This window comes from Vibrio sp. Vb1127, from assembly GCF_033338735.1.
Lineage (GTDB): Bacteria > Pseudomonadota > Gammaproteobacteria > Enterobacterales > Vibrionaceae > Vibrio > Vibrio alginolyticus.
In genome coordinates, this window is sequence record NZ_JAWOTF010000006.1 from 158,644 (window position 1) to 181,603 (window position 22,960).

General features: G+C 47.4%; 22 protein-coding genes. 9 read left to right on the forward strand and 13 right to left on the reverse strand.

Features of this window, described 5'->3' with window-relative positions; all coding sequences use genetic code 11:
• Positions 1–111 precede the first annotated feature (111 nt).
• Both R7H07_RS11025 and R7H07_RS11030 read left to right on the forward strand, forming a co-directional pair.
• Positions 112–1,068, forward strand: coding sequence for a LysR family transcriptional regulator (locus R7H07_RS11025; RefSeq protein ID WP_065275550.1), 957 nt, complete (start codon positions 112–114; stop codon positions 1,066–1,068).
• A gap of 127 nt (positions 1,069–1,195) precedes the next feature.
• A complete protein-coding gene (locus tag R7H07_RS11030; protein ID WP_017634523.1) occupies positions 1,196–1,735 on the forward strand; it encodes a CAP domain-containing protein in 540 nt (179 codons plus the stop codon).
• Positions 1,736–1,812: 77 nt separating this feature from the next.
• Here the strand turns inward: R7H07_RS11030 and R7H07_RS11035 are convergent, their stop codons facing one another.
• Positions 1,813–2,232, reverse strand: a complete 420-nt coding sequence (locus R7H07_RS11035) for a VOC family protein (protein WP_005374615.1) — start codon at positions 2,230–2,232, stop codon at positions 1,813–1,815.
• Positions 2,233–2,461: 229 nt separating this feature from the next.
• Between R7H07_RS11035 and R7H07_RS11040 the strand changes: the two genes are divergently transcribed.
• Positions 2,462–3,031, forward strand: a complete 570-nt coding sequence (locus tag R7H07_RS11040) for an imm11 family protein (protein ID WP_065275549.1) — start codon at positions 2,462–2,464, stop codon at positions 3,029–3,031.
• Positions 3,032–3,280: 249 nt separating this feature from the next.
• On the opposite strand, the gene ahpF is transcribed toward R7H07_RS11040, so the two are convergent.
• The 3 genes from ahpF to R7H07_RS11055 all read right to left on the reverse strand — a co-directional run bounded on the left by ahpF (position 3,281) and on the right by R7H07_RS11055 (position 6,343).
• On the reverse strand, positions 3,281–4,849 hold the full coding sequence (ahpF, locus tag R7H07_RS11045; RefSeq protein ID WP_065275548.1) for an alkyl hydroperoxide reductase subunit F: 1,569 nt from the start codon (positions 4,847–4,849) through the stop codon (positions 3,281–3,283).
• Positions 4,850–5,021: 172 nt separating this feature from the next.
• On the reverse strand, positions 5,022–5,579 hold the full coding sequence (gene ahpC, locus R7H07_RS11050) for an alkyl hydroperoxide reductase subunit C (protein ID WP_005374632.1): 558 nt from the start codon (positions 5,577–5,579) through the stop codon (positions 5,022–5,024).
• A gap of 305 nt (positions 5,580–5,884) precedes the next feature.
• Positions 5,885–6,343: a MarR family winged helix-turn-helix transcriptional regulator gene (locus R7H07_RS11055; RefSeq protein ID WP_065275547.1), complete on the reverse strand. Its 459-nt coding sequence runs from the start codon at positions 6,341–6,343 to the stop codon at positions 5,885–5,887.
• A gap of 137 nt (positions 6,344–6,480) precedes the next feature.
• On the opposite strand from R7H07_RS11055, the gene R7H07_RS11060 reads away from it, so the two are divergent.
• Positions 6,481–6,903 carry an organic hydroperoxide resistance protein gene (locus R7H07_RS11060; protein WP_041059168.1) on the forward strand — a complete coding sequence of 141 codons (423 nt, stop codon included), beginning with the start codon at positions 6,481–6,483 and terminating at the stop codon, positions 6,901–6,903.
• 77 nt (positions 6,904–6,980) lie between these two features.
• Here the strand turns inward: R7H07_RS11060 and R7H07_RS11065 are convergent, their stop codons facing one another.
• Positions 6,981–8,078 (reverse strand): YdcF family protein, encoded by a 1,098-nt coding sequence (locus R7H07_RS11065; RefSeq protein ID WP_065275546.1) that lies wholly within the window; start codon positions 8,076–8,078, stop codon positions 6,981–6,983.
• A gap of 297 nt (positions 8,079–8,375) precedes the next feature.
• Entirely contained in the window at positions 8,376–9,275 is a 900-nt protein-coding gene (locus tag R7H07_RS11070) for an AraC family transcriptional regulator (RefSeq protein ID WP_009706616.1), read from the reverse strand.
• Between the two features lie 184 nt (positions 9,276–9,459).
• Here R7H07_RS11070 and R7H07_RS11075 point away from each other — a divergent pair, with 184 nt between their 5' ends.
• Together R7H07_RS11075 and R7H07_RS11080 are read left to right on the forward strand one after the other, a co-directional pair.
• Entirely contained in the window at positions 9,460–10,323 is an 864-nt protein-coding gene (locus tag R7H07_RS11075; RefSeq protein WP_065275545.1) for a helix-turn-helix domain-containing protein, read from the forward strand.
• 91 nt (positions 10,324–10,414) lie between these two features.
• Positions 10,415–11,002 carry a GNAT family N-acetyltransferase gene (locus tag R7H07_RS11080; RefSeq protein ID WP_065275544.1) on the forward strand — a complete coding sequence of 196 codons (588 nt, stop codon included), beginning with the start codon at positions 10,415–10,417 and terminating at the stop codon, positions 11,000–11,002.
• Between the two features lie 81 nt (positions 11,003–11,083).
• Here R7H07_RS11080 and R7H07_RS11085 read toward each other — a convergent pair whose 3' ends face one another.
• The 6 genes from R7H07_RS11085 to R7H07_RS11110 form a co-directional block, all read right to left on the reverse strand.
• A complete protein-coding gene (locus R7H07_RS11085; protein WP_004746427.1) occupies positions 11,084–11,350 on the reverse strand; it encodes a DUF2999 family protein in 267 nt (88 codons plus the stop codon).
• 103 nt (positions 11,351–11,453) lie between these two features.
• Positions 11,454–12,578, reverse strand: coding sequence for a lipocalin-like domain-containing protein (locus tag R7H07_RS11090; RefSeq protein WP_206959518.1), 1,125 nt, complete (start codon positions 12,576–12,578; stop codon positions 11,454–11,456).
• Positions 12,578–15,088: an ABC transporter permease gene (locus tag R7H07_RS11095; RefSeq protein WP_033906622.1), complete on the reverse strand. Its 2,511-nt coding sequence runs from the start codon at positions 15,086–15,088 to the stop codon at positions 12,578–12,580. The genes R7H07_RS11090 and R7H07_RS11095 overlap by 1 nt, the downstream gene beginning before the upstream one ends.
• Positions 15,075–15,785 (reverse strand): ABC transporter ATP-binding protein, encoded by a 711-nt coding sequence (locus tag R7H07_RS11100; RefSeq protein ID WP_017820083.1) that lies wholly within the window; start codon positions 15,783–15,785, stop codon positions 15,075–15,077. The genes R7H07_RS11095 and R7H07_RS11100 overlap by 14 nt, the downstream gene beginning before the upstream one ends.
• Before the next feature lie 225 nt (positions 15,786–16,010).
• Positions 16,011–16,256, reverse strand: coding sequence for a DUF3297 family protein (locus R7H07_RS11105; protein ID WP_005374689.1), 246 nt, complete (start codon positions 16,254–16,256; stop codon positions 16,011–16,013).
• Positions 16,257–16,361: 105 nt separating this feature from the next.
• A complete protein-coding gene (locus R7H07_RS11110; RefSeq protein WP_033906623.1) occupies positions 16,362–18,353 on the reverse strand; it encodes a U32 family peptidase in 1,992 nt (663 codons plus the stop codon).
• A 227-nt stretch (positions 18,354–18,580) separates the two neighbouring features.
• Between R7H07_RS11110 and R7H07_RS11115 the strand changes: the two genes are divergently transcribed.
• On the forward strand, positions 18,581–19,027 hold the full coding sequence (locus R7H07_RS11115; protein WP_033906624.1) for a DUF302 domain-containing protein: 447 nt from the start codon (positions 18,581–18,583) through the stop codon (positions 19,025–19,027).
• A 95-nt stretch (positions 19,028–19,122) separates the two neighbouring features.
• Here R7H07_RS11115 and ptsG read toward each other — a convergent pair whose 3' ends face one another.
• A complete protein-coding gene (gene ptsG / locus R7H07_RS11120; RefSeq protein ID WP_081886422.1) occupies positions 19,123–20,565 on the reverse strand; it encodes a glucose-specific PTS transporter subunit IIBC in 1,443 nt (480 codons plus the stop codon).
• A 265-nt stretch (positions 20,566–20,830) separates the two neighbouring features.
• Here ptsG and R7H07_RS11125 point away from each other — a divergent pair, with 265 nt between their 5' ends.
• Both R7H07_RS11125 and R7H07_RS11130 read left to right on the forward strand, forming a co-directional pair.
• Complete coding sequence (locus R7H07_RS11125) at positions 20,831–21,538, forward strand: response regulator (RefSeq protein WP_031820810.1); 708 nt, start codon at positions 20,831–20,833, stop codon at positions 21,536–21,538.
• Positions 21,528–22,958, forward strand: coding sequence for an ATP-binding protein (locus tag R7H07_RS11130; RefSeq protein ID WP_005500050.1), 1,431 nt, complete (start codon positions 21,528–21,530; stop codon positions 22,956–22,958). The genes R7H07_RS11125 and R7H07_RS11130 overlap by 11 nt, the downstream gene beginning before the upstream one ends.
• Positions 22,959–22,960: the final 2 nt, after the last annotated feature.

The window sequence follows — 22,960 nt, forward strand, 5'->3', positions numbered from 1 at the left end:
AACAGAGCATCAAGTTATTGAGGTTCATTATATTTAGGCTAATTAGTGATTGAAGAGCCACTTGGTCTTTACTAAAGTGAATAAAATTCATGAATAGAGTTCATTGGTTATATGGATAAGATACGGTCCCTACGATTTTTTATTGCCACTTTAGATGGCGGTAGTTTTGCTGCGGCTGCCAAAGTGTATGGCACTGACCCTTCGACCGTGAGCAAAGCCATACATCGTCTCGAAAGCGATTTGGGTATACAGCTTTTTCAACGTTCTACGCGACAGAGCCGCCTGACAGAAGCTGGTCGTCGGTACGCAAATACTGCTAGGTTTGTACTGGAAGAGCTGGCGGCATGTGAGGATTCATTAAAAAGTCACAATGATGCACTTTCAGGGCAGCTTAAGATTAATGTGCCTGTCTCGTACGGTCGCCTCTATATTCGTCCTTTGTTAAAAGAGTTTTGCCGCCGCTACCCTAACATCACTATCGATATTCATTACGATGACGCCTACGTTGATATTATTGAGCAAGGTATTGATGTGTCGATTCGCTCTGGTGTCGCTCACGATAGTCAATTGATTGTGCGTCAGCTCAGCCCTATCGATTTTATCATTTGTGCCAGTCAGGATTACTTAGCGCGCCATGGTGTTCCGAGTAGCCCGGATGTATTCAATGACCATTCTTGGGTTCGTTTTCGTTTTAAACAAACGGGGAAACTGTTGCCGATTCGGATGCCAGAACCAGACGGTGCGAGTGAATATGACCCCGAAAGAAACTATATTGTAAATGACGGTGAATCCATGGCAGAGCTTTGCGCAGAAGGCTTAGGATTAACTCAGATTCCTCATTTTATCGCGAGAGACTGGCTTAAAGCGGGGCGTTTAGTGCCGATATTTCCGAGCATGCGCCAAGCAGGAAATGGCGTGTATCTTCTCTATGCCAACCGGGAATATGTGCCTGCACGAGTTAGGGTGTTCATCGATTTTATCACTCAAGCAATACAGGATATGGATGAAACGCCATTCCATACTTGGGCTGAAACGTTGCCGATTTATCGACCGAACCAAGGTGATTGAAAACTTCATGTGAGTCTTTGGTTAAAAACCCCTAAGCTATATGGTGCTTTTATTGGTTTTTGTTAGTTTATTGGGCGTTATTATCGAAAAGCGCAGTTTGCTCTTCGTCACTCATAAAGGAAAGACAATGCCAACTAAGATCTTAGTGCCTGCTTTGGCCCTACTTCTCAGCGCATGTGGCGGCGATGGGGAGTCGTCAGCCCCAGCAGAAAGCGGCTCACAAAACACAGGTTCCACATCGTCACAAGGCACATTTGCCGAGCAGATGCTTGCAGCGGTCAACAGCGCCCGCTCTACTACACAACAGTGTGGCGCAACCACCATGCCACCTGTTGGGGCCCTGACTTGGAGCTACGATTTGGAAAGCGCCGCTTATCGACATTCAAGCGATATGGCGAACAGCGATTTCATGAGCCACACAGGCTCTGATGGCAGCAAAATGTCAGATCGAGTTAACGCAACGGGTTATGCTTGGAGCGCCATTGGTGAGAATGTCGCCGTAGGGCAAAGCAGCATTAACGCCGTCATTAATGCTTGGTTATCGAGTGAAGGTCACTGCCTTAATATCATGAGTGCGGATTTTGATCAGATGGGCGCGTCGCTTGTCGAAAATCACTCTGCACGCTACGGATATTACTGGACTCAGGTTTTTGCCAAACAGCGCTAATGCGATAAAGAAGCCTGATAGATAAAATAAAACGCCAGCAGTCACTATCTGCTGGCGTTTTATTATTTACATCTCTTTTAGCTTGTCAGGTTACGAAGTTTTGGGTCATCCGCCAGGTATTCAACAAATTCAATCTCAAAACCGGCAGGGTCAACAAAATACACATTTTTGCGGTATGGTTCATCAGCACCAGGTTGGGCAATCGGATAACCTGCATCGGTTAGTCTTTTGATGATTGCATCGACGTTGTTGGTCACATAAGCAAAATGCGCTAGCCCAACTTGGTGCCCGCTCAACTCGCGGTTTTCTCCTTCGCCATGGTCACTCATGGCTATGTATTGATACTCGTCGCCAAAATGTAGCCAGTTTCTTGGTTTGCCACTCCATTCGCCTTTACCTTCATCACGCACGTACCAATGTGGAAATGCAGTTTGGTAAAACTTCAGCATTTCAGGGATATCTTTCACGACTAAGTTAATATGTTCTAGTTGGATCATGATGTGCTCCTTTTTGTCATTTTCTAGCCAACGATGAATATGCTAAAACCTCAAGTTAAGTTTAGGTAAAGGGCTTTTTTGATTTTATTTGTAGACGCCATGTATAAAGGTCAGGCCGCTGACACTGAAGAGTTGGCTCACACAGAAATCATTGAAACCTTGTGCAAGATTGGAAAGATGTTACATGATGGGGACTTCCAGTTAACCGTTTGATTTAAGTAAGCAAAAGATGAAGGTTTTTACACTTAATCATGATGTTGAGAATTTCCCTTTGTTACAAGAAACTCAACTAGAGATTTCTATACAATACTCGGATGGCGATTTGCGGGAGTTATATGGTGAGCGTGTCGCTGATACTTGGATGATTATTGATTTGGAGTGGGTGAGTGATAACCACATGCTTACAACAAAACCTGATTTTGCAATCTGGCGTGCAGGCGAGTTTGCTTGTTCTGAGTCCGCATATAATCAAATAAACGAAGCTCTTGATTCCAGTTGTGAGTTTTTGCCATTACGCGTCGCTGGCGAGCGTTGGTATGCCATAAACATACTCAAAACTTGCGATGCCATTGATAAGGATCGCACTGTGTTAAATGTAAGAGCTAATGGTAAGCCAAGTCGTGTAAAGCGGTTTAAAAAATTAGTGTTGAGTAGTAAATCAATCAAATCCGGAGGCTTGTTCAGGATTGAAAATAACGGAAGCGGTGTTTACTGCAATGATGAATTAGGTGGTTTGTATGAAATTTACCATCGTTGTCAGCTAAAAGGTCTGATATTTGAAGCAGTAGAAACGAGTTAAAGCCCGCAATGTTTCACCCTAAGTGTATTTCGGCAGCTTTATTTTACTCTGTTATTTCTAGTAATAATTTGTTTCCCCCCCCCCAAAAAAAAACCAAAAAAGCCAGCAGTTAATACCTGCTGGCAAAGTCTTTGGGCTTCTAGGTTTTTTGATTTTATTTCTTGTTACTCATCGCTGTCACGGTGCCCCGATTGGTTTTCCGGGGAAGAAAACACAGCACCGTGCGCTTTGTGTTCAAGAAATTGGAGATTAACCTTGCTTACGGATTAGGTAGTCAAATGCGCCCAAGCTTGCTTTTGCACCTTCACCCATTGCAATGATGATCTGTTTGTAAGGAACGGTTGTTGCGTCACCCGCTGCGAACACACCTTCTAGGCTAGTATCGCCACGGCTACCGACTTCAATTTCGCCGCGCTCGGATAGCGCTACTTCTGAATCTTTTAGCCATTCTGTGTTTGGCACTAGACCGATTTGAACAAAGATACCTGACAGTTCAATCTCTTTGATTTCATCTGTGTTGCGGTCTTTGTACTTCAAGCTTGTTACGCGAGTACCGTCACCCACTACTTCAGTAGTTTGCGCCATGGTGATGATGTCTACGTTTAGTAGTGAGTTCGCTTTGTCGATAAGCACTTGGTCTGCGCGAAGTACGTCTGCGAATTCAAGAACTGTTACGTGTTCTACGATACCAGCAAGGTCGATAGCGGCTTCGATGCCTGAGTTACCACCCCCGATAACCGCAGTTTTCTTGCCTTTGAACAGTGGGCCGTCACAGTGTGGGCAGTACGCGACGCCTTTGTTGCGGTACTCTTGCTCACCCGGAACGTTCATTTCACGCCAGCGTGCACCAGGGCTAAGGATTACACTCTTACTCTTCAGCGTTGCGCCGCTTTCAAGTTGGATGTGAATCAAACCATCTTCTGTGTGTGCTGCGCCCATTAGCTTCTCAGCTTGTTGCTCAGTCACAACGTCTACGTCGTATTCTTTTAGGTGTTCTGCTAGGTCAGTCGCCAGTTTTGGACCTTCAGTGCGTTTTACCGAAATGAAGTTCTCAATTGCCATGGTGTCCATCACCTGACCACCAAAGCGTTTAGCAACCACACCAGTGCGAATACCTTTACGAGCAGCGTATAGAGCAGCTGCGCTACCGCCAGGACCACCGCCGACAACAAGTACGTCGTATGGGTCTTTTTCGCTCAGTGCTTTTGCGGCTTTCTCGCTCGCGCCGTCATCCACTTTGTTTAGGATTTCAGTCAGAGACATACGACCTTGACCGAATAGCTCACCGTTCACGAATACACTTGGTACGGCCATGATGTCGCGTTGTTTTACTTCATCTTGGAATAAGCCACCGTCGATCATGGTTGCTTTTACTTTCGGGTTGATCGCCGCCATCATGTTGAACGCTTGAACCACGTCCGGACAGTTTTGACACGACAGTGAAATGAAGATTTCTACGTCTAGATCTTTGTCTAGTGCTGCGATTTGCTCAATCACTTCTGGTTCTAGTTTGATTGGGTGACCGCCCGAATGAAGCAGTGCCAATACTAGAGAGGTAAATTCGTGACCCATTGGCAAGCCTGCAAAGCGTAGTGCTGTGCCTTTTGCTGGGTTAGTTACCGCCATCACTGGTTTACGTGCGCTTGCGTTGTCGTCACGTTCAACAGTGATTAGGCCGCTCATCTCTGCGATTTGGTTCGCTAGAGACAAAATGTCATTCGATGCTTTGCTTTCATCTAGACTAACCACTAAACGAACTTCTTCTTTTACATTAGCCAGATATTGTTTGAGTTGTTGTTGGATCGCTTGGTCTAACATAGTTGTTACTACCTTAATTAAAACTAAAAAGTGGTTACTGTAGATAAAACCTGAGGGGGAGAGAGCAAATCAGGCAGAAGGTCGTCAAGGTATCTAACCTGAAGTGCTCTCTAATTCAGTTCTAATCAGAAAAAGGAAATCGGGAACTGATTAGAACTTAAATTTCAGTGGCTTAGATTTTGCCAACTAGGTCTAGTGATGGAGCTAGTGTCTCTTCACCTTCTTTCCATTTAGCTGGGCAAACTTCGCCTGGGTGTGCTGCTACGTATTGAGCTGCTTTCACTTTGCGTAGTAGGTCTTCTGCGTCACGACCGATACCTTCAGCAGTGATTTCCATTGCTTGGATAGTACCTTCTGGGTCGATTAGGAACGTAGCGCGGTCTGCAAGACCTTGACCTTCACGCATCACACCGAAGTTGTTTGTGATGTTGCCTGTTTGGTCGCCAAGCATGTAGTACTGAATCTTACCGATTGTGTCTGAGCTGTCGTGCCATGCTTTGTGAGTGAAGTGTGTGTCAGTTGATACTGAGTAAACTTCTACGCCACGTTTTTGTAGCTCTTCGTAGTGGTCTGCTAGGTCGCCCAGTTCTGTTGGACATACAAACGTAAAGTCTGCTGGGTAGAAGAAGAATACTGCCCATTTACCTAGAACGTCTTGTTCTGTTACTTCAACGAATTCGCCGTTTTTGTACGCTGTAGCTGCAAATGGTTTGATTTGAGTATTAATCATAATTTACTTTCCTTTGAATGTTTTAAGCTGAGCTGTTGTTGCTTTCGGAAAGTATATTCTCATCGGAGTGTGTTTAAGGAAAATCGCTTGTAACTATCCTATTGATAGCCATTTCCTATTTCACTTGATAGGGAAATCCGATGTAAGTGAGTTTGCTTTGATAGGTTTTATTGAAGATGAACGCAGATTAGCAATAGAGAATACCGATGATTACTTTGAGTAGATCTTCTCGCTAAGATCGAAAGAGCCTGCATCTCGGCAGGCTCTTTCTAATAGGAAGTGGTGAAGCGGATGCTTCTATCTTGTTAGCTCAGATTGTCGAGCACTTTGCCACACAACTTCTTCAGCATGATCATTTCATCTAGCTCTAAGGTGATTTTACACATCATGGCGTTTGGCACTGACTTGGCTTGTTCTTTAAGGTCACGACCTTGTTCTGTTAGGTTGAGTACGCGAACGCGTTCATCGGTTTCACGGCGCCCACGCTCTACATAACCTTTTGCTTCTAAGCGTTTAAGTAGCGGCGTGAGTGTGCCTGAGTCCAAATGCAGTTGAGACCCCAATTCTTTTACGCTGGCACCGTCTTTTTCCCACAGCACCATCATCACTAAGTACTGCGAATAAGTCAGATCAAGCTCGTCCAGCAACGGGCGGTAAGCTCGGATCACTGCATTTGCTGCGCTGTAGAGCGGGAAGCAAACTTGGTTTTCGAGTAAGAGTTTATCGTCGTCGGTCATGGTGTTGTCGGTGTAACACTGGCTCATTGGTGTTGCCTACCTGCTTACAGAGAAAGAGAGTTATAAAATAAATTGTGCACAATATAGTTGCAAACTATCTTCACTTCGATATAAGATTGTAAGCAATTAAATTGTGCGCAACTTAAATTAAGAAGGACACTCGCATGACTACTCTATACAAAACTCAAGCTACCGCTTTGGCTGGTCGTAATGGTCAAGTAAAAACTGATGACGGTCTTCTCGACCTAGAGCTGTCATACCCGAAGGAAATGGGCGGCACAGGCGCAGCAACTAACCCAGAACAGCTTTTTGCAGCGGGCTATTCAGCATGTTTTTCTAACGCGATTCTGCACGTAGCGCGTGAAGGTAAAGTAGACCTGAAAAGTGCACCCGTAACAGCGCAAGTGGGCATCGGTCCTAACGATAACGGCGGCTTTGCACTGACAGTGAGCCTAGCGGTAGAGCTAGATATGCCACAAGAACAAGCATTAGAGCTAACGCGCATCGCACACCAAGTTTGCCCATATTCAAACGCAGTTCGTGGCAACATTGATGTCGCAGTAACGGTAAACGGCGAAGCAATTTAAGCGGTTCTTATCACTGCACAAAGACAAGAAAGCCTGCAAGTACGCAGGCTTTTTTGATTGGTATGAGTCGAGAATACTTAACGCGACTCTAGCGGGTAAGAGCGGTAGCTCCACATGCCGTATGTACGCAGTGCATCGCGGTAGATACCAAGCAGTTCGCTATCGCTGGCTTTGGCTAAGTCTTTAAGTGGCTTGTCTGGGTAGCTCACAGTGTCGAAAGTGATGCCTTGTGGGCCAGTTTGCCAGCTTGCGATTTCAAACAAGGTTTGACCACGACGTACGTGGCTCGCTGAGCTGATGATGGTCGCGTGCTTGATGTTATGACGTGCCAATGCGTAGCTGCTGAATAGGGCGTTACCTACCGTGCTGGTGGCGTAGTTTTCTTCAATGATGCGATCTTTGCTGATGCCTTTTTCAATCAGCCAATCCGCCATTAACTTGCCTTCGGTTTTGTGGTTCTTCGGTACACCACCCGTCAATACGATCAACGCGTCTGGGTTTGCTTTTGCCATGGCTAGCGTGGTTTCCAAACGCTCAACCAAGATTTGATGCATTGAACCATCTGGGTTCAGTGCGTATCCCAATGTGACGATTGCGCCTTTGTCATCCAGTTTGCCTTTATCGGCTTTCTCTTTTAGTGGCGTTGCAAGTACGCGGTCTACGGTGTCGAAGATGCGTTGGATATCTGCCGCTTTACCTGCATTGAGTTTAGTGAGCGTCGCCATGTGTTTTGCTGATTCCGCTTGGTTGCCCTCAAAGCGTTGCCATACCGCTAAGTAAGCGTGCAAATCCACATCGTCTGGCGCGACAGAAAGAGCTTGTTCAAACAGTTCAATCGCGCGGTCTGCATTCTTGTTGTAGATCTGCGCGTTTGCCGCAGAAATCAGTAGGTCAGTGCGGTACGGCTCAAGTTTGTAGGCTTCTAGTAAGCGGTCGGTAACAATCTCCATGTTGCTCGGCATTTTGGCGGTAAAACCTGCATGCGAGATACGCGCAGGGGATTTGAATGCTTGTAACGCGTCATTCAGCAGTTGGTCGACAACCTGACGTTTGGTGACGATCTGTGAGTAGTCGGCGGAAGATTGGACGGCAGCATCGTTAGCCGCGATAGAGTATGGGGCAGCAGTCAGCGCAATTACGCTACCAAGAGCAATGGCAAGTAAGTTCTTCTTCATGGAATGTCCTAGAGGTGCTGTAGTACCTAGTTTTTATTGTGCCTAGCGTTGTAGGTCGAACGGGGTCGATGGAATTTTTTCAGTCTAGGTTCGCTTCATGAATAATCTGTGAAATGAATTCCAACTCAGCCGAGCGAATGAGCGCGCGTGGTCAAAACGCGAAGTAGGATCACGAAAATATTGAGGTATTCGTCGTGTTCTAAGTAATTGGATTAAAAGATAAACAGCGTTTGGAAGAACGGATTTAAGCAACCAGAGTAAGAAATGACAAAGCCTGCAACGATGCAGGCTTTTGGTTTATTTGATGGCAGTGCAGAAGCTAACGTCTGCATGATGCGTTTGTGGGTCGAAGCTGTGGTAAAGCTCAAAGCAAGGGCGGTCGTCGTTCTCAATACCGGATTCAATCACTTTGCTCATGACATCATCCCATGCTTTTGAGTATTGACTCGGGTCAGTAATGTGCTGGCGCATCACTGCATACTGACCTCCAGGAAAGTCTTGCAGCTCAATGCCTTTCGGAACTTCGGTGTCTTCTGGCACCATCAAGCAGATATCAGTGCGACACTTCTCGTCTGGCGTGATTTCAGGATTGTCATGGTAGATGAAGATGCAGGTATTGCCCGCCAAACCTTTCATTCCTGCCCATTGATACAGGCGACCTGACGGCTCTTCATAGCCTTGGCCGTAAGGGCCGTTTACACGAATGTAAGCCAGTTTTGCTTTTTCAAAGTTTTGCGTTTCCATTGTCATGCTCCATTTGGTGAGTTCAGAGCCAGTATATGAATCGCTTGGTGTTACTTCGTTTCCATTCTTGCGCAACGTGTGTCCAATCTTGCTGTTTCGTGCTAATTCAGAAAACTGCTGGTAGTTCTCACAGTCACGAAAGGCCGTAGGTGTAACGCCATAATGTTGTTTGAAGGCTTTGGCTAAGCTCTGTGAACTAGAAAATCCGTACTCTAGGGCAATGTTCAATACCGGTTGCTTGGATTTGAACAAGTCATCGGCGGCGGCTTCTAGACGTAAACGTCGAATGAAGTCGGCCAGTGTTTCGCCTTGCACGGCTTTGAAGGTGCGATGAAAGTGATAAGGGGAAAGGTTCGCCAGCGCGGCCACTTCTGGCAGGTTGAGTGGCTCATTAAAGTGTTGTTCTAAATAACGAATCACAGGAACCAGTCGTTGGTGGTAGTCGACGCGCATCGTGGTATTTCCTTGTTCTTTTCAGCTTGTATTCTCTGCTCAAAGCCTACCGCAATCCAACAAGCTTGCAAGGGATCAGGGTGAGAAATGCGTGGCGAGATGCGCGTCAATCAGTCACACTCAACGAGCAGATGTTTAAGCAAATACGTTGCGCTCATTATCTTTACTAACCACTAGGACAATCATGATAGCTTGGAAACAGTCTCTGTCAGAGTACGAATGGCTCATTCATCAAGTTTGGTACTTGGAAGTGCCAGAGGGTGAAGTCATTGACCCCAAGCCGCACCTTATCCCAAACCCGCGTGCTCATTTACTCTTTACGCCACCAGAGCAAGGCTACAGCTACGACACGGGACACACAAAGCTTGCTGGCAAAGGCTGTCACTTGTTAATGGCTAACGAACATTTACTGTTGTTGGAAGATACGGCTCCCATCAAGCGTATTGGTATCACCTTTCGCCCAGAGGGTTTTTATGCCATTGAATCACGGTTTAGTGATGCATCCCAAGTAGCTGCAATTAACCAATGCGAATGGTTTGATTGGCTTAACGCGGCGTTTGATGTGCGCTTTCAACAAGGGTTATGGCAGCTAGAGTTGCAAGATTCACCGCAATGTTTGCTGGAATATATCAAGCGACATTTAGATGCGTTAGATATCGAACCTTGCCGTACCAAACCGTTTTTGGCATCGAAAAAAGCGGTATCCGTGATGGACGCTCAAGCGCTACGTTCACCTGAGTTAGCGATGGATATTGATGAGATAGCCAAACAGTGCGCCTGTTCTCGCAGAACGCTTGAGCGCAGTTTCAAACAAGTGGTGGGGTTGAGCGTTAAGCAGTATCAACAAATGGCGCGTCTGGAGCAGATGATTTTGACTCTCTACAAGCAACAAGAAGCGATTGATTGGGCGAGTTTCTCACAACAATTTGGTTTCAGTGACCAATCGCATTTGATTCGTACCCTCAAACAGCAGCTAAGAAAAACGCCAAGCAAATACTTGAAAAAGCGCGACTTAACCATCGATATCTATGGCGATTTTGAGTCGTAATACATTGCTAATCAGCCCGAAAGTTGTCGCAAAAATCCAATTTTTCTCTTATCCGCTGGGCTACTATCTTCAGCAGATAACGAGGTAACACATGTCATATCAAAAACTAAAACAAGGCGAAGCCATCCCATTTAATGAATCGTTGACTATCCAACTGATTCAAGGCTCTGATTTACAAGATATTATCGAGATGTTGAACGACGATAAGGTCAATCAGTATCTGTTCTTCGCACCTGCTGACAACAGCCTATATGAGGGTTTCTTTGGCCCTATTATTGAAAATACGGCACAAGCGATCAAAGAAGGTGTTTGGCCAGACAGTCCAACGTTCGTGATTCGTGGCCAACAAGGTCAGTACATGGGAATGTGTGCAGTGACCGCAGTGATGTTCTTAACTGGCAACTACGAAGTAGGTTATCAATTACCAACTTGTGCATGGGGTAAAGGCGTTGCGACTCGCGCTTGCCAAATGATGACCGAGATTGGATTTACTGAGCTAAACGCTCATAAAGTCAGTGCCGATTGCTACGCTTCTAATGTTGGCTCTTACAAGACGTTAGAGAAAAATGGTTTTACTCAAGAAGGCCGTCAGAAAGACTACTACAAACTAGAGCAAGGTTTTGACGACAAGCTCTACTACGGTATGACCGCAGAACAATTCGCGTCTTTAAATCGCTAATAATTAGCTAACAAAAAAGGCTGTTAACCCACATGTTCGGGGTAACGGCCTTTTCTATATTCAGCGCTAAATGGCTAAGACTTAGTTGCCTTGGTTTTGGCTTTGAAGCTTCTCTTTTGCTTCTTCAACCTTTGAGAAATCCAATCCCAACTCGTCTACGGCTTCTTTAATTAGCGCAGGGTTTTGCATCACTTGCGCCATCAGCATTTGTAGCTTGTCTTGTGGCAAACCTAGTTGGCTGATTGTTGCCATTGCCGCTAGAGGGTTTTGCGTCAGAGTCTGAAAAATCTCGTTGATTTGCTCATCGCTGATGTTGTTCTCTTTTAGCAGCGCAATAATCGGGTTCATCGCATTTCCTTTTAATCATTCATTGGATGACACTGAGGTGCAGTGTATCACTCGGTTACCTGTGTTTGTACTAGCTGAATAATTGGGGTAATCACTCAACTTTTCAATACCCCGTTAGTTCCATATAACCAGTCCCAGAATGAGAGCCCTTAATTCGCACTGGACCTTCCCAGTAAGGCACCGAAAGTGGCATTTTCGCGCTCGGGTTGAGTGCCGAAACCGTAAGCTCGATTTGCTGGTTAGGAATCGACACTTGCCACTGGGTTGGATACTTTCGCCCTTGGATTTCTGTTTGCTTGGTCGCCTTTAACTGAATGTCTTTTTGTGGGATAGCGATACCAGAGCCATCTTGCTGCATCAGCCTTGCGCTGGAGTAACCGGCTGCTCCGGTTTTAGAATCCCGCAATTGGAACACCACCAAACTGGTCTCGTCACTCAACCTTAAGGCAAACCAGTCCCAGCCTTGTTGTGAGTCGAGTAAGAATTGCGAGCTCCACTCTCGATCTATCCAACCTTTGCCGGATACTTGATGGGTTTCTCCGTCGATAGTGACCTCACCGGAGACTTCAATAAACGGTTGGCTGTAATAATACGAAGCCACCTGACCATCGGCACTTTTGGTGCTGTACCCTTGCTCGCCTTGCTTTTGATAAGGTGCGCTGCTGGTAAGGGTCAGCGCATAGCCAAACTGTTCGGAGTTCGCCTTCAATGTGGCAGGGAAGAGGTCGTTGGTTGAAGAGGTCCACTGCCAATCATCGAGATAAACTCGAAATGGTGAAGTGTCGACGCCAGCGAGGGATGTTTGATCGCGCGACCATTTTTCATCGGCGTAGTGTTTGTCCGCGGTCGTGACTGCGCTGTGCGCCATGTAGATTTGTTGAGCTTGCCACTCGGTTTTCTTCACGTCATCTTCGTCCGTTGGCGGCGCAGCAGCAAAGCGAAATTGTGTCCATTGAACGCCAAGTGGGTTGCCATCTTCATCAATTACGTTAGCGGTTAAGTACCACCATTCATGACGAAAGTTTGGGTGCGCTTGATGGTCTGCTGGGAAGGTGAGTTCAATCCCTTTTTCTACGGGTGTGAATAAGTTGCTCTCGCTTTGTGTATCTCCACTGCCCAGCAACGTGCCCATATTTTGCGTGCCCATATTTTTTTGTTGGGCATCTTCACAACCGAATAGGAATAAGCTGCTTATGAGTAGAGTAAGCTTGCTTGCCAATCGAACCATCACAACACCTCGCTTTGCAAACTGGATACGACAGGCTTACTGACCAATCGCCACAGCGGAATCAAGGTTGCGATCACTGCCACCAAGATGGTGATTGCCGCAATGCTCAGCGCATCACTCCAATTCCACAGATAATTTAAGCTCCAACCAAAAGCGCGCAAGGTGACAATATCTGTCAGCACATATCCCACCATGGCTCCTAAAGGTAGGGCAATAACCAGCGTAAAACTGACTAAAGCGACGATCTGTCCGACCACCATGGTCATTAATTTACGACGGCTGACGCCAAGTGCATACAGCCTTGCAATAGCGGCTTTACGCGCGTCGAGTAACATGAAACAAGCACTGAACAAGCCAATCACCGCGACCATTAAAGTCACACCGTTGAGTGCGCGGGTAATGGCGAAGGTCTGCGAGAAAATATCCAACGCGATGGATTTGATTTGCGCCTGATCGTAGAGCTGATTTGGGTGCAGATTCAATTGCTCGCGCAGTTGCTCGTAGACGATTTGTGGGTCACCCGAGACTTTAATACCAAGGCTTGTTGGCAGGTCGGTAAAGCCACTCTCTTGCCATAATTTGGGTGCTAATAAGACTTCACCGTTGGGTGAGCCGTAATCGTGGAATACCGCACCCACAAGCAGGTTCTTATCTGGAACAGCATCAAGCGTGAGCTCGCTACCCAGTGATAAACCCAGTTTGACCGCAGTAGGTTCACTGATCGCGACTAACTTACCTTGATAAAAGCGTGACCAGAAGTTTTCCAAGTGCGATTTGAATACCATGGTTTGTTCTAAGGTGTCTTTGTCTTTGGTGCCAAGCAAAATCGGTAAGCCTTGCAGGTTATCGTCGACGTAGTATTGCTTGTAGACGGTCTCAACCTTATCGAACTGCCCTAATGCGCGCTCTACATCAGCGATTTCTCCTTGCGCAGGGCTGACGTAAATATCGGCGTGCAGCCTTTGTTCTAACCACTGTTTAAGGGTGGATTCAAAGCTGCCCACTAAGGTGTTCATCCCCATATTGGCAGTAACGGCGAGTAGCAGTGCCATCATGGCGAGAGAAAGCGGAGAAATCAGCTCGCGCAGCTCAGCAAACAGATACTGCATCAAACCGGAACTGGTGCGTTTTTCACACCAATTGGCTAATACGCTGATTGTTTTGGGTAGATACAAAGGAATCGACACCACAAGCACGCCGAGCCACGCCATGGTAAATCGGTGGTGCTCACTCAGCCATAAACCCGCAAGCGCAAGAATCGTTAACGCAGCACCTATCAAAAACAATTGGTTTTCGTTAGAGGCTTCAGGTGCTTGATAAAATCCGCCATGAGAGGAAAGCGGTTGGCGCACTCGCTGTTTAAAGTGCTGCCAACATGCCAATAGGGTGGCGGCTAACGTGAGCAGCAATGCTTGCGCCCACCATTGCCACTGCCAAGTGCCGGGCAGCAGTGTTGCGCCGTAAAGTTGTTCTAAAGTCAGTGCTACGGTCGGGTGCAGCCAATGGCTGAGCTGTATGCCCAACACAAAACCGAGGGAAGCGCCGATGGTAACGAGAAGAGTGAGCTCAACTAACAGCGCAGAGAACACAATGCTCGGCGCAACACCCGCTTGTTGAATTTGCACTAACAGCCGATTGCGTTTCAGCAAGCTGTACTTTACGCCGTTGTAAGCGATGAACAGCCCGACTAAAAACGCGAGTAAGCTCATTGCGGTGAGGTTGAGGTGAAAGCTGTCGGTCAGCGAACCAAGGTCTGTACTTTGGTTATTGGAAATCCATTGCCCTTGATCGCTAATCAGCTTCTGCCAATTTGCCTGCGTGTCTTTATCCCCTTTATCACCCGAATGGAAAACTGCAATGTAACTGAGCTGCCCTTGTTTATTGAGCAGTTGCTGTGCAAAGCCAATGTCCATCAACATTCGGCTACCTAACTGCCATTCGTCTGGTAGCACCACCACTTGGGTTGGAATGTCATCCAGAGTTAGGGTTTCTACTTCCCCTAAGTTTTGATGTTGAGATTGGCTCATCATCACGATCGGCTTACCGGCCAAAAGCTCAGGTAAAGGTAAAGCACTGTCGAACAAAGACACGTTTTGTTGGTTTTCTGACGAATAGCGCGAACGTGAGGAAATTGCGGCAATCAACTCACTACCTTGCACTGACCAGCGACGCCCTTGTTCGTCTCTCACTCGCCCTTCGATTACAGGTAGTGCTGCACTGAGCCCGTTTTGTCTAAGGGTGAAATAAAGAGACTCGGGCAGATAGTTTTGCCCTGCTGGTGGAATAATTAAGTTCTGAGCTTGTGCGCTAAGCTGCTCGGTAGATTCCGCATAACTTCGTTTGGCATTGAGGTTGATGGCTTGCACCGCAACGAATAAGGTCACAGCCAACACGATACCGATCAGAATCGCGGCGGCTTGCAGTGGCGCCTGCCGATAGTGCGCTGCAAACAGATTCAGGGCGAGTCGAGTATGAGTGAATCTGTTGTTTGATGGCTTAGTTTGCTTCATGGTGAAGCTCATGTTTGTTTACTTGATGGCTGTTCTGTAGCTGACTGTTATCCAATCGCAGCCGTGCTTTCATAAATTCAGCGCATTCATGGCTGTGGGTCACCAAGAGCACGGCGGTATTGCCTTGGGTGGTGATTTCACTGAGTAGTTTCATCACTTCCAAGCCTGCTTTTTGGTCGAGGTTACCTGTGGGTTCATCGGCGAGTAGAAGCTTAGGTTTGTGTGCCAATGCGCGCGCAATCGCGACTCGTTGTTGTTGACCTCCGGAAAGGGCAGAAACATGCCTGTCGAGAAGTTGGCTGATACCTAGAGTCTCGACCAAATAATCGCACCAGTCGTTCCATTTCTGTTGATTCAAATGCAGAGGGAAGGCGATGTTTTGCTGCACGTTGAGCGGCGTTAATAGATTGAATTGCTGGAAGATAACACCGAGTTTTTGATGTCGAAATCGGCTCCATTGTGGGTCTTTCCAAGCCGCCGTGTTATCGCCATCTAACCACAACTCACCATCGGAAAGCGGCTCAAAGCCAGCGATGACATTGAGCAAAGTACTTTTGCCGCTGCCACTTGCGCCCGTCAGCGCAACACTCGCTCCTGTGTTCAACGTGAAGTCGACGCCTTCCAACACGCGATGTGTCTCTTTGCCATCGACAAAGCTTTTGCTGGCGTGTTTGAGTGTGACAAGTGGGCTTTCCATTTCCTCTCCCTGTATTCAAAAGGTGTCGTTTCTTTTGGCAATGCTTATTGCTGTTCGTTCTTTAGAAACTTTAGACAACAATCAGATAAAAACAGCGATTTACATCGATTTCTTAATAACTTGTACTGAAAAGAAGAGGGAAGAGATTAAATGAGGAGGGATATGACAGGCATTAAAAAAGCCCGAGTCAAACTCGAGCTTTCAAATACATTCAGCGTGGTCAGCTTACACGTAGTACGCTTCAACTTCGCCTTTAAGTTTGATTAGCATTGGGTTACCGAAACGGTCTTTTGCTTTAGGAGAAGCAATTTTTACCCAACCTTCGCTGATGCAGTATTCTTCTACGTCAGTACGCTCTTGGCCGTTGATACGAATACCGATTTGGTGCTCGAAGCATTCTTTGATGAAGAATGGGCTACGTGGGTTACCCGCTAGGCGATCTGGTAGAGCTGGTTTAGCTGTGTCTGTCATTTTGTGTGACCTAAATTCCGTAAAAAGTGCGCTATTGTAGTCAGTGCACTGTGTGTGTTCAAGATATGTTGAGAGTCGATGCGTTGTTTAACTTTCAAGTAACTCCTACAACCCCTTTAAATACTGCGCGTTGGCTGTTGGTTGAATCATGGCATTCAGCGTTTGGACGGTTTGTTCGCTGTGTTCTTCAAGTAGAGCTAAGAACGCGTCAATCAACTCAGGTTTGCTTGCTGAGACTTTCGTTTCGGTCTGGATATCACGCAGATCGATCAACACATCGGTAAACAATTGCGGCAGATCGTGCAGCACTTGCAGGTTTAAGATGTTGTGCTCGCTGTAGATTGAATTGTGGCTGCCTTTTTGTTTTTGCACCAAGTAAGGATTGTCTTTTAAGTTGATGATAGACGTGCGTTTGTCACAGCGTTTCAAACAACTTTTGTTGACCTTCACCTTACGGCATCCTTCGGTTTGTTGAAACAAACATTGGCGGCTCGTGAGTAGAGTGTTCGGGTGATAAATGCTGTAGAAGCTGCGCATGTTTTTCGGACGCTTTATGTGACGCACCTGCTTCATATTCAGCTCGTTAGAAACAAACGCGCCACTTGCCGCGAACTCGTCTTGAAGGCATTTAAACGCGTATGAGTTCACCGTGTTCAGTTGTGGGCCTGCCACCCAGCCTAAGCCGAGCTCTTTTGCGATCATGCCGACACCTGAGTTGTTGGTGATCAACAACTCAGGTTGGATGGTTTCCAAGAATACGCGCGCGGCGTGGTAGTCTTCGCCAATCAAAATGGCTGGGAACCAAGGTTTGAGCATTGGGTTGGCTTGGAACAATTCAATCATCGCGCTCAGTTCACCAGACAATCCCATTGGCAATTGATAGTAAACATCAACGTCGTGGTATTCGCACAGCATGGCTTCTTGTGCTGACGAGATCAGAACCGATAATTTTGGCGCACCTTGGCGAGGTTCTGGTTGAGGTAACGTTGGCAGAGTTGGCACATCAATCGACCCTTTCAAGCTGCTGCCGGATACTTGTGTTGAAGTGACATCGAACGACTTAGTTTGCTCTGCCACTTTCTCAATGATCGCGGTTTTGTCATCGTAGAGTTTCTTTTTCACCGCTTGTACATCATCAGCAGACTGGCATTGGTAAACCTTCGAAAAATGCTTTACAGCATGGTCGCGCGGGTTGTCGATGTACATCGCCTTGCCGAAATCACCTTGCAAAAATGCGTTGGAGAAATCACGGTTGAACACTGTGTATAACTCTGTGGTGTCTTCAGAGAGTTCCAAACCCTCGCACAAGCGATCAATCTGTTTACGCCAGTTATCGACCACGGTGTACACGTAGTGGGATTTCTTAATGCGGCCTTCCACTTTCAACGAATACACACCCGCATCAGCAAGCGCTTCCAAGTCCCCAAAGGCGGAGTTGTCTTTCATATTGAGTGGGTAGTTGTTGCCTGTTTTGGTCGTTTCGTACTGTTCGCGACAAGGTTGGCTACAGCGTCCACGGTTACCTGATGCGCCATTGCGAGCGGAACTGATGTAGCAAATTCCGGAGAATCCGATGCAGTATGAGCCGTGGACAAACACTTCCATCATTACGTTGTGCTCGCGACCAAATTGCGCCAGATGTTTTATCTCACTGATGTTAAGTTCGCGAGATAAGTTTACTCGGCTTGCGGTGAGCTGGTTGAGAAAGAGGATTTGGCCTTCGTTATGCGTGTTCAGTTGCGTTGAAGCGTGCACATCCAAATCGGGAAAGTGATGTTTGAGAATGTAGGCCAGACCGAGATCTTGTACGATCACGCCATCGATTTTGGTGGTGTTCAGTTGGCTGAGCAAGCGAACAATCGCTGGAATTTCACTTTCTAAAATCAGCACATTCAACGTTAGGAAAATCTTACAGCTGTGCTGATGGGCCAACGTTAACACGCCATTTAAGTTATCTAAAGTGAGGTTGGTCGCTCGGTTACGAGCATTGAAGCGGTCGAGCCCACAGTAAATTGCATCGGCGCCAGCGGCAATGGCGGCTTTGATGGAATCTAAATCACCACCGGGTGCTAATAACTCAAATTGATCGCGTGTCACTACTTTTCTCTTTCTTACTAAAATAGGCTGCAAATGTTACGTATTTCACGCTTTTGATGCTCAGCTAGTTAACGCTTTATTAATCTGAATCAATTAATCCGTGTTACACGGTCGACTCTTGAGTGGGTAGAGTGCAATTCGCGATAGCGGAATTTGACTTCTATAGTTTTCCTACACTTGGTTTTTCTATATCTAGTTTTCGACTCAGAGAGAGGAAGGGACGACAAATGAAAAAAGTAATCATTGGGTTGGTCGTGGCGTTGACGTCATTGAGTGCATTGGCTGGGGAGGGTGTGGTAACCGTTGCGAGCACGCATTCAGCAAAAAATACGGCGGATAAATTTGTCGCTATCGCGCAAGAAAAAGGGTTGAACGTCTTTGCGCGCATTAACCATCAAGAGAATGCCACGAAAGTCGATATGACGTTGCGACCAACCGAAGTTATCGTGTTTGGAAACCCTAAAGTAGGCACGCCACTGATGATCTGTGCGCAGGAAGTGGCGCTCGATTTACCCCAAAAAGTGTTGGTGTATGAAGATGATGAAGGCAAAACGTGGTTAGCTTATAACGATCCTATTTATTTAAAGCAGCGCCATCATATTGAAGGCTGTGACGAGGCATTGAACAAAATCAGCGGCGTGCTGGGCAATTTAACCAACGCGGCGGCGAAGTAGGGCTGGTTATTGGCTTCGCTTTTTTTACTCCGAAAACGAAAAAGCCAACCTCACAAGGAGGTTGGCAAATCTTACCTAGATTGGGGGAGGTAAGATCAGGAGGTGGCGAGTACGCTGTGCACTTTTGACTTAATTGAGTCAGACTGCGTGCCGAAAATCGCTTGTAAACTGTCGCCAATCACTAACACATCTCGCGCGCCAAGTGCTTTTAGCTTAGCAACATCAACGTTAGCGATGTCTTTCACCGAGACACGCAGACGAGTGATACACGCATCGACTGACTTAATATTGGCTTTGCCGCCCAATGCAGCTACTACATCCACCGCAATTTCATCAGGCTCTCCGGTAATCTTCACTTCTGCAATGTCGGTTTCACGACCCGGCGTTTTCAGATCCAACTTCACAATTAGGAAGCGGAACAAGCCGTAGTAGAGCGTCGCCCAGATTGGACCGATGATGATGAACATCCACGCGTTGCTCGACATTGGGTAGTAAAGGAAGAACTGGATCGCGCCGTGCGCAAAGTCAGTACTGTGTTTGATTTCCAAAAATGCGGTGATCGCAAACGCAATACCAGTTAGGAAAATATGGATCACGTACAGCACTGGCGCGACGAATAGGAAGGTAAATTCGATTGGCTCTGTGATACCAGTTAACCAAGAGGTCAACGCCGCAGACATCATCAAACCGCCGACGATTTTCTTACGCTCAGGAGACGCGCAGTGGTAAATCGCCAATGCCGCTGCTGGTAGCGCCCACATGGAGTACATAAAGCCACCAGACAGATAACCTGCGGTTTTATCGCCCGCGAAGAAGCGAGTGAGCTCACCAGTAAACTCTTTGCCGGTTTCTGGGTCTACATAGCTGCCGACTTCAAAGAAGAACGGCGCATTCCAGATGTGGTGCAAACCAACCGGGAGTAAAGAACGTTCGCCCGCGCCGTAAACCGCCCACGCGAGTACAGGGTTTTGGTACGCTGCCCAATGAGAGAATGCATCAAGAAGTTGTCCGACAGGTGGCCATGCAAACGCGAGAATCGCACCAACGACGATCGCCGATAAACCGGTGACAATGGGCACAAATCGCTTACCCGCGAAAAAGCCCAAGTACTCTGGCAGTTTGATGTTGTAGAAGCGGTTGTACATGATTGCCGCGACCGCACCAATAAAGATGCCGCCAAACACCCCAGTTTGCAGCGTCTCAACGCCCATGATGGTGGCGTCAGTTTCTAGGCCGCGTAGGCCAGTCACGATACCGAGCGATGCGTTCATAATAATTAGGCCAACTAAGCCTGCGAGCGCAGCGGCACCGTCATTGCCTTTTGATAACCCGAGCGCTACACCGACCGCAAACATCAACTGCATGTTGCCGAACACGCCCTCACCGGCGGCGAGCATCACTTTGTTGACCGCGTCTGGAATAAACGCAAACCCCGCGTTACCAATACCCAGCATCAAGCCAGCCACCGGTAACACCGCCACAGGCAGCATCAACGACCGCCCTATTTTTTGTAGTTGTCCAAATATACTTGCAAACATGGTTTCCTCCTGACGAATGTCAGTGTTGTAGGACCTGATTCCTTCAGGTCATGCTGTTTCACGTAAGGTCAGGATGATCATAGCGAGCAAGGCGGCGCCTAAGGTTACAAAAGGCAATCAGTTTGTAAGTGGCCGCTTACAAATCTCTTACACCGAGAAGTGAAAATTGTAATCGGCTCGATTGTGCATGGGCGTTTAAGAATGCATCATATTGACCAGCGCCAAACTCAGGGGCAGGCACAGGGACGGACACAGGGAAAGTAGGATGGAAAACAAGCAGATACTGGTCGTCGATGACAACCTCGACCTTCGCGAAGCGTTGTCGGATTACCTTGGTCGAGCTGGGTTTGAGGTGCTTTGCGCAGAAAATGGCGACGTGATGTGGCAACTGCTTAACGATCACCATCCTGATTTAATCATCCTCGATATTATGATGCCCGGTGAAGACGGCTTTACCCTGTGTCAGAAACTGCGCAAAAACTCCGATGTTCCGATCATCATGCTGACCGCCGTCACCGAAGAAGCCGACCGAGTCGCAGGGCTAGAAATGGGCGCTGATGACTACATCACCAAGTCATTCAGTCCTCGAGAACTGCTCGCGCGCATCAAAACGATTCTGAGACGCAGCCAATCGACCGCCAATAGCAAACTGACGCGTAAAGTGCGTTTTGACGATTGGTTATTAGATACCGTAACCCGGCAACTGACCCACGTTGCTAGCCGCGAGGTCAAGCAACTGAGTGGCGCGGATTTGTCGCTGCTCGGTTTGTTCGTCAACCACGCGCAATCAATATTGTCGCGCGATGATATTGCGCGCGAGATCTGGGGACGCGATGCCGACCCGTTTGAACGCGGCATTGACGTGCAGATCAGCCGCTTGCGTCATCACCTTGAAGATAAAGACCGCTCTCTGATCTTAACGGTGCGTAATAAAGGCTACATGCTGACCACGGACGTGCACTATGAGAATTAAACGCTGGACGGGGTCACTGGTTGTTCGCACCAGTGTGTTCTTGTTGCTGGTGATCATTCTAGCGCAAGTATTATCCGGGATTATCTGGTATCAACACGCCAGCGAACGCGATAAAGAAGGCCTGACCACCACAGTTAAAAGCTTAGCACTGAGTGCTTCTTCTACCATCGCCTTCTTTCAAACCCTCCCTTCGGAATATCGCCACTTGGTGCTCAATCAACTACGCAACATGGGTGGTACGCGCTTTTTCGTCTCACTCAACAATCACCAGATTGACGTCGACCCGCTGCCAGAGAGCGAGCGCAAAACGTTGGTCATCAACCAAGTTCGTGAAGTATTAGAAAGCGAGCTGAGCGGCATTCCTAATATCGAGGTGGAGTTCACCCAGCGCGACAAACTCAAAGTATTCAACAACGAGCTACCTATCGATGAACTGCCGCTATTGTGGGCGCATTATTCGCTTTCGTTTGGTGACCTCAATCCACCGATTCTGGTGATGCAGGTCGAAGTCGCGCAGAACGAATGGTTTTATCTCGCGGCGGTCCTGCCTGCGCCTTACATCAACCTAGAGACTAACTATTTTGAGCTGCGCCAATGGCTGACGCTATTGGTGTCCGCGCTAATGCTGTTGCTGTGTACCTGGTTTATCGTTCGCAAAGAAATTCAACCAATTCGAGAGCTGGCAAAAGCCGCAACCCTGATGTCGAGCCGACTAGACGTGCCCGAAGTCTCTGAGCGAGGCAGTAACGAACTGAAAGCGGCGGTACGTGCGTTTAACAAGATGAATCGACGCATCGACAGCCATATTAAAGACCGTGAAATGTTGTTCAGCGCCATCTCCCACGATCTGAAAACGCCGATTGCCTGCCTAAAACTGCGAGCGGAAATGCTGGATGACGACGCCGACCGAGAACGCTTTATCCGCCTGAGTAACGACCTAGATTTGATGGTCAAAGGCGCATTGCAATGCATTAAAGAGACCGATATCCACGAGGAAATCGAGCCGATCAATTTCACCCAACTGATTCAGCACATTTCCTCCAATATCGCCGATGCGCCGGACACAATTCGCATCCACGGTGAAATCCGCACCCACTTTGCTGGTAAACCGTTAGCGATTAAGCGCTGCATTCAGAATCTGGTCGATAACGCGCTCAAATACGGCCATCAAGCGGACATTACGCTGAGTGAAAGCCCAGAGTCGATCCAGATTGAAATTGAAGATCACGGTGACGGTGTTGACGATTTATTACTTGAAAAGCTCTGCCAGCCATACTTCCGCGCTAGCAACGATAAAGAAGGCAGCGGGCTGGGGTTAACCATTTCACAGAGTATTGCAAAGGCTCATGGCGGCAACTTGTTGCTGAGCCATTCTCAGTTTGGCGGCCTCTGCGCCACACTGACTTTCCCGAGAGACTGACT

Coding starts and splice junctions, on each gene's coding strand:
- R7H07_RS11025 (WP_065275550.1), top strand. CDS start 112: ATGGATAAGATACGGTCCCTACGATTTTTTATTGCCACTTTAGATGGC.
- R7H07_RS11060 (WP_041059168.1), top strand. CDS start 6,481: ATGACTACTCTATACAAAACTCAAGCTACCGCTTTGGCTGGTCGTAAT.
- ptsG (WP_081886422.1), bottom strand. CDS start 20,565: ATGTTTGCAAGTATATTTGGACAACTACAAAAAATAGGGCGGTCGTTG.
- ahpC (WP_005374632.1), bottom strand. CDS start 5,579: ATGATTAATACTCAAATCAAACCATTTGCAGCTACAGCGTACAAAAAC.
- R7H07_RS11080 (WP_065275544.1), top strand. CDS start 10,415: ATGTCATATCAAAAACTAAAACAAGGCGAAGCCATCCCATTTAATGAA.
- R7H07_RS11105 (WP_005374689.1), bottom strand. CDS start 16,256: ATGACAGACACAGCTAAACCAGCTCTACCAGATCGCCTAGCGGGTAAC.
- R7H07_RS11085 (WP_004746427.1), bottom strand. CDS start 11,350: ATGAACCCGATTATTGCGCTGCTAAAAGAGAACAACATCAGCGATGAG.
- R7H07_RS11040 (WP_065275549.1), top strand. CDS start 2,462: ATGAAGGTTTTTACACTTAATCATGATGTTGAGAATTTCCCTTTGTTA.
- R7H07_RS11100 (WP_017820083.1), bottom strand. CDS start 15,785: ATGGAAAGCCCACTTGTCACACTCAAACACGCCAGCAAAAGCTTTGTC.
- R7H07_RS11090 (WP_206959518.1), bottom strand. CDS start 12,578: ATGGTTCGATTGGCAAGCAAGCTTACTCTACTCATAAGCAGCTTATTC.
- R7H07_RS11065 (WP_065275546.1), bottom strand. CDS start 8,078: ATGAAGAAGAACTTACTTGCCATTGCTCTTGGTAGCGTAATTGCGCTG.
- R7H07_RS11070 (WP_009706616.1), bottom strand. CDS start 9,275: ATGCGCGTCGACTACCACCAACGACTGGTTCCTGTGATTCGTTATTTA.
- ahpF (WP_065275548.1), bottom strand. CDS start 4,849: ATGTTAGACCAAGCGATCCAACAACAACTCAAACAATATCTGGCTAAT.
- R7H07_RS11095 (WP_033906622.1), bottom strand. CDS start 15,088: ATGAAGCAAACTAAGCCATCAAACAACAGATTCACTCATACTCGACTC.
- R7H07_RS11035 (WP_005374615.1), bottom strand. CDS start 2,232: ATGATCCAACTAGAACATATTAACTTAGTCGTGAAAGATATCCCTGAA.
- R7H07_RS11030 (WP_017634523.1), top strand. CDS start 1,196: ATGCCAACTAAGATCTTAGTGCCTGCTTTGGCCCTACTTCTCAGCGCA.
- R7H07_RS11115 (WP_033906624.1), top strand. CDS start 18,581: ATGAAAAAAGTAATCATTGGGTTGGTCGTGGCGTTGACGTCATTGAGT.
- R7H07_RS11125 (WP_031820810.1), top strand. CDS start 20,831: ATGGAAAACAAGCAGATACTGGTCGTCGATGACAACCTCGACCTTCGC.
- R7H07_RS11055 (WP_065275547.1), bottom strand. CDS start 6,343: ATGAGCCAGTGTTACACCGACAACACCATGACCGACGACGATAAACTC.
- R7H07_RS11075 (WP_065275545.1), top strand. CDS start 9,460: ATGATAGCTTGGAAACAGTCTCTGTCAGAGTACGAATGGCTCATTCAT.
- R7H07_RS11130 (WP_005500050.1), top strand. CDS start 21,528: ATGAGAATTAAACGCTGGACGGGGTCACTGGTTGTTCGCACCAGTGTG.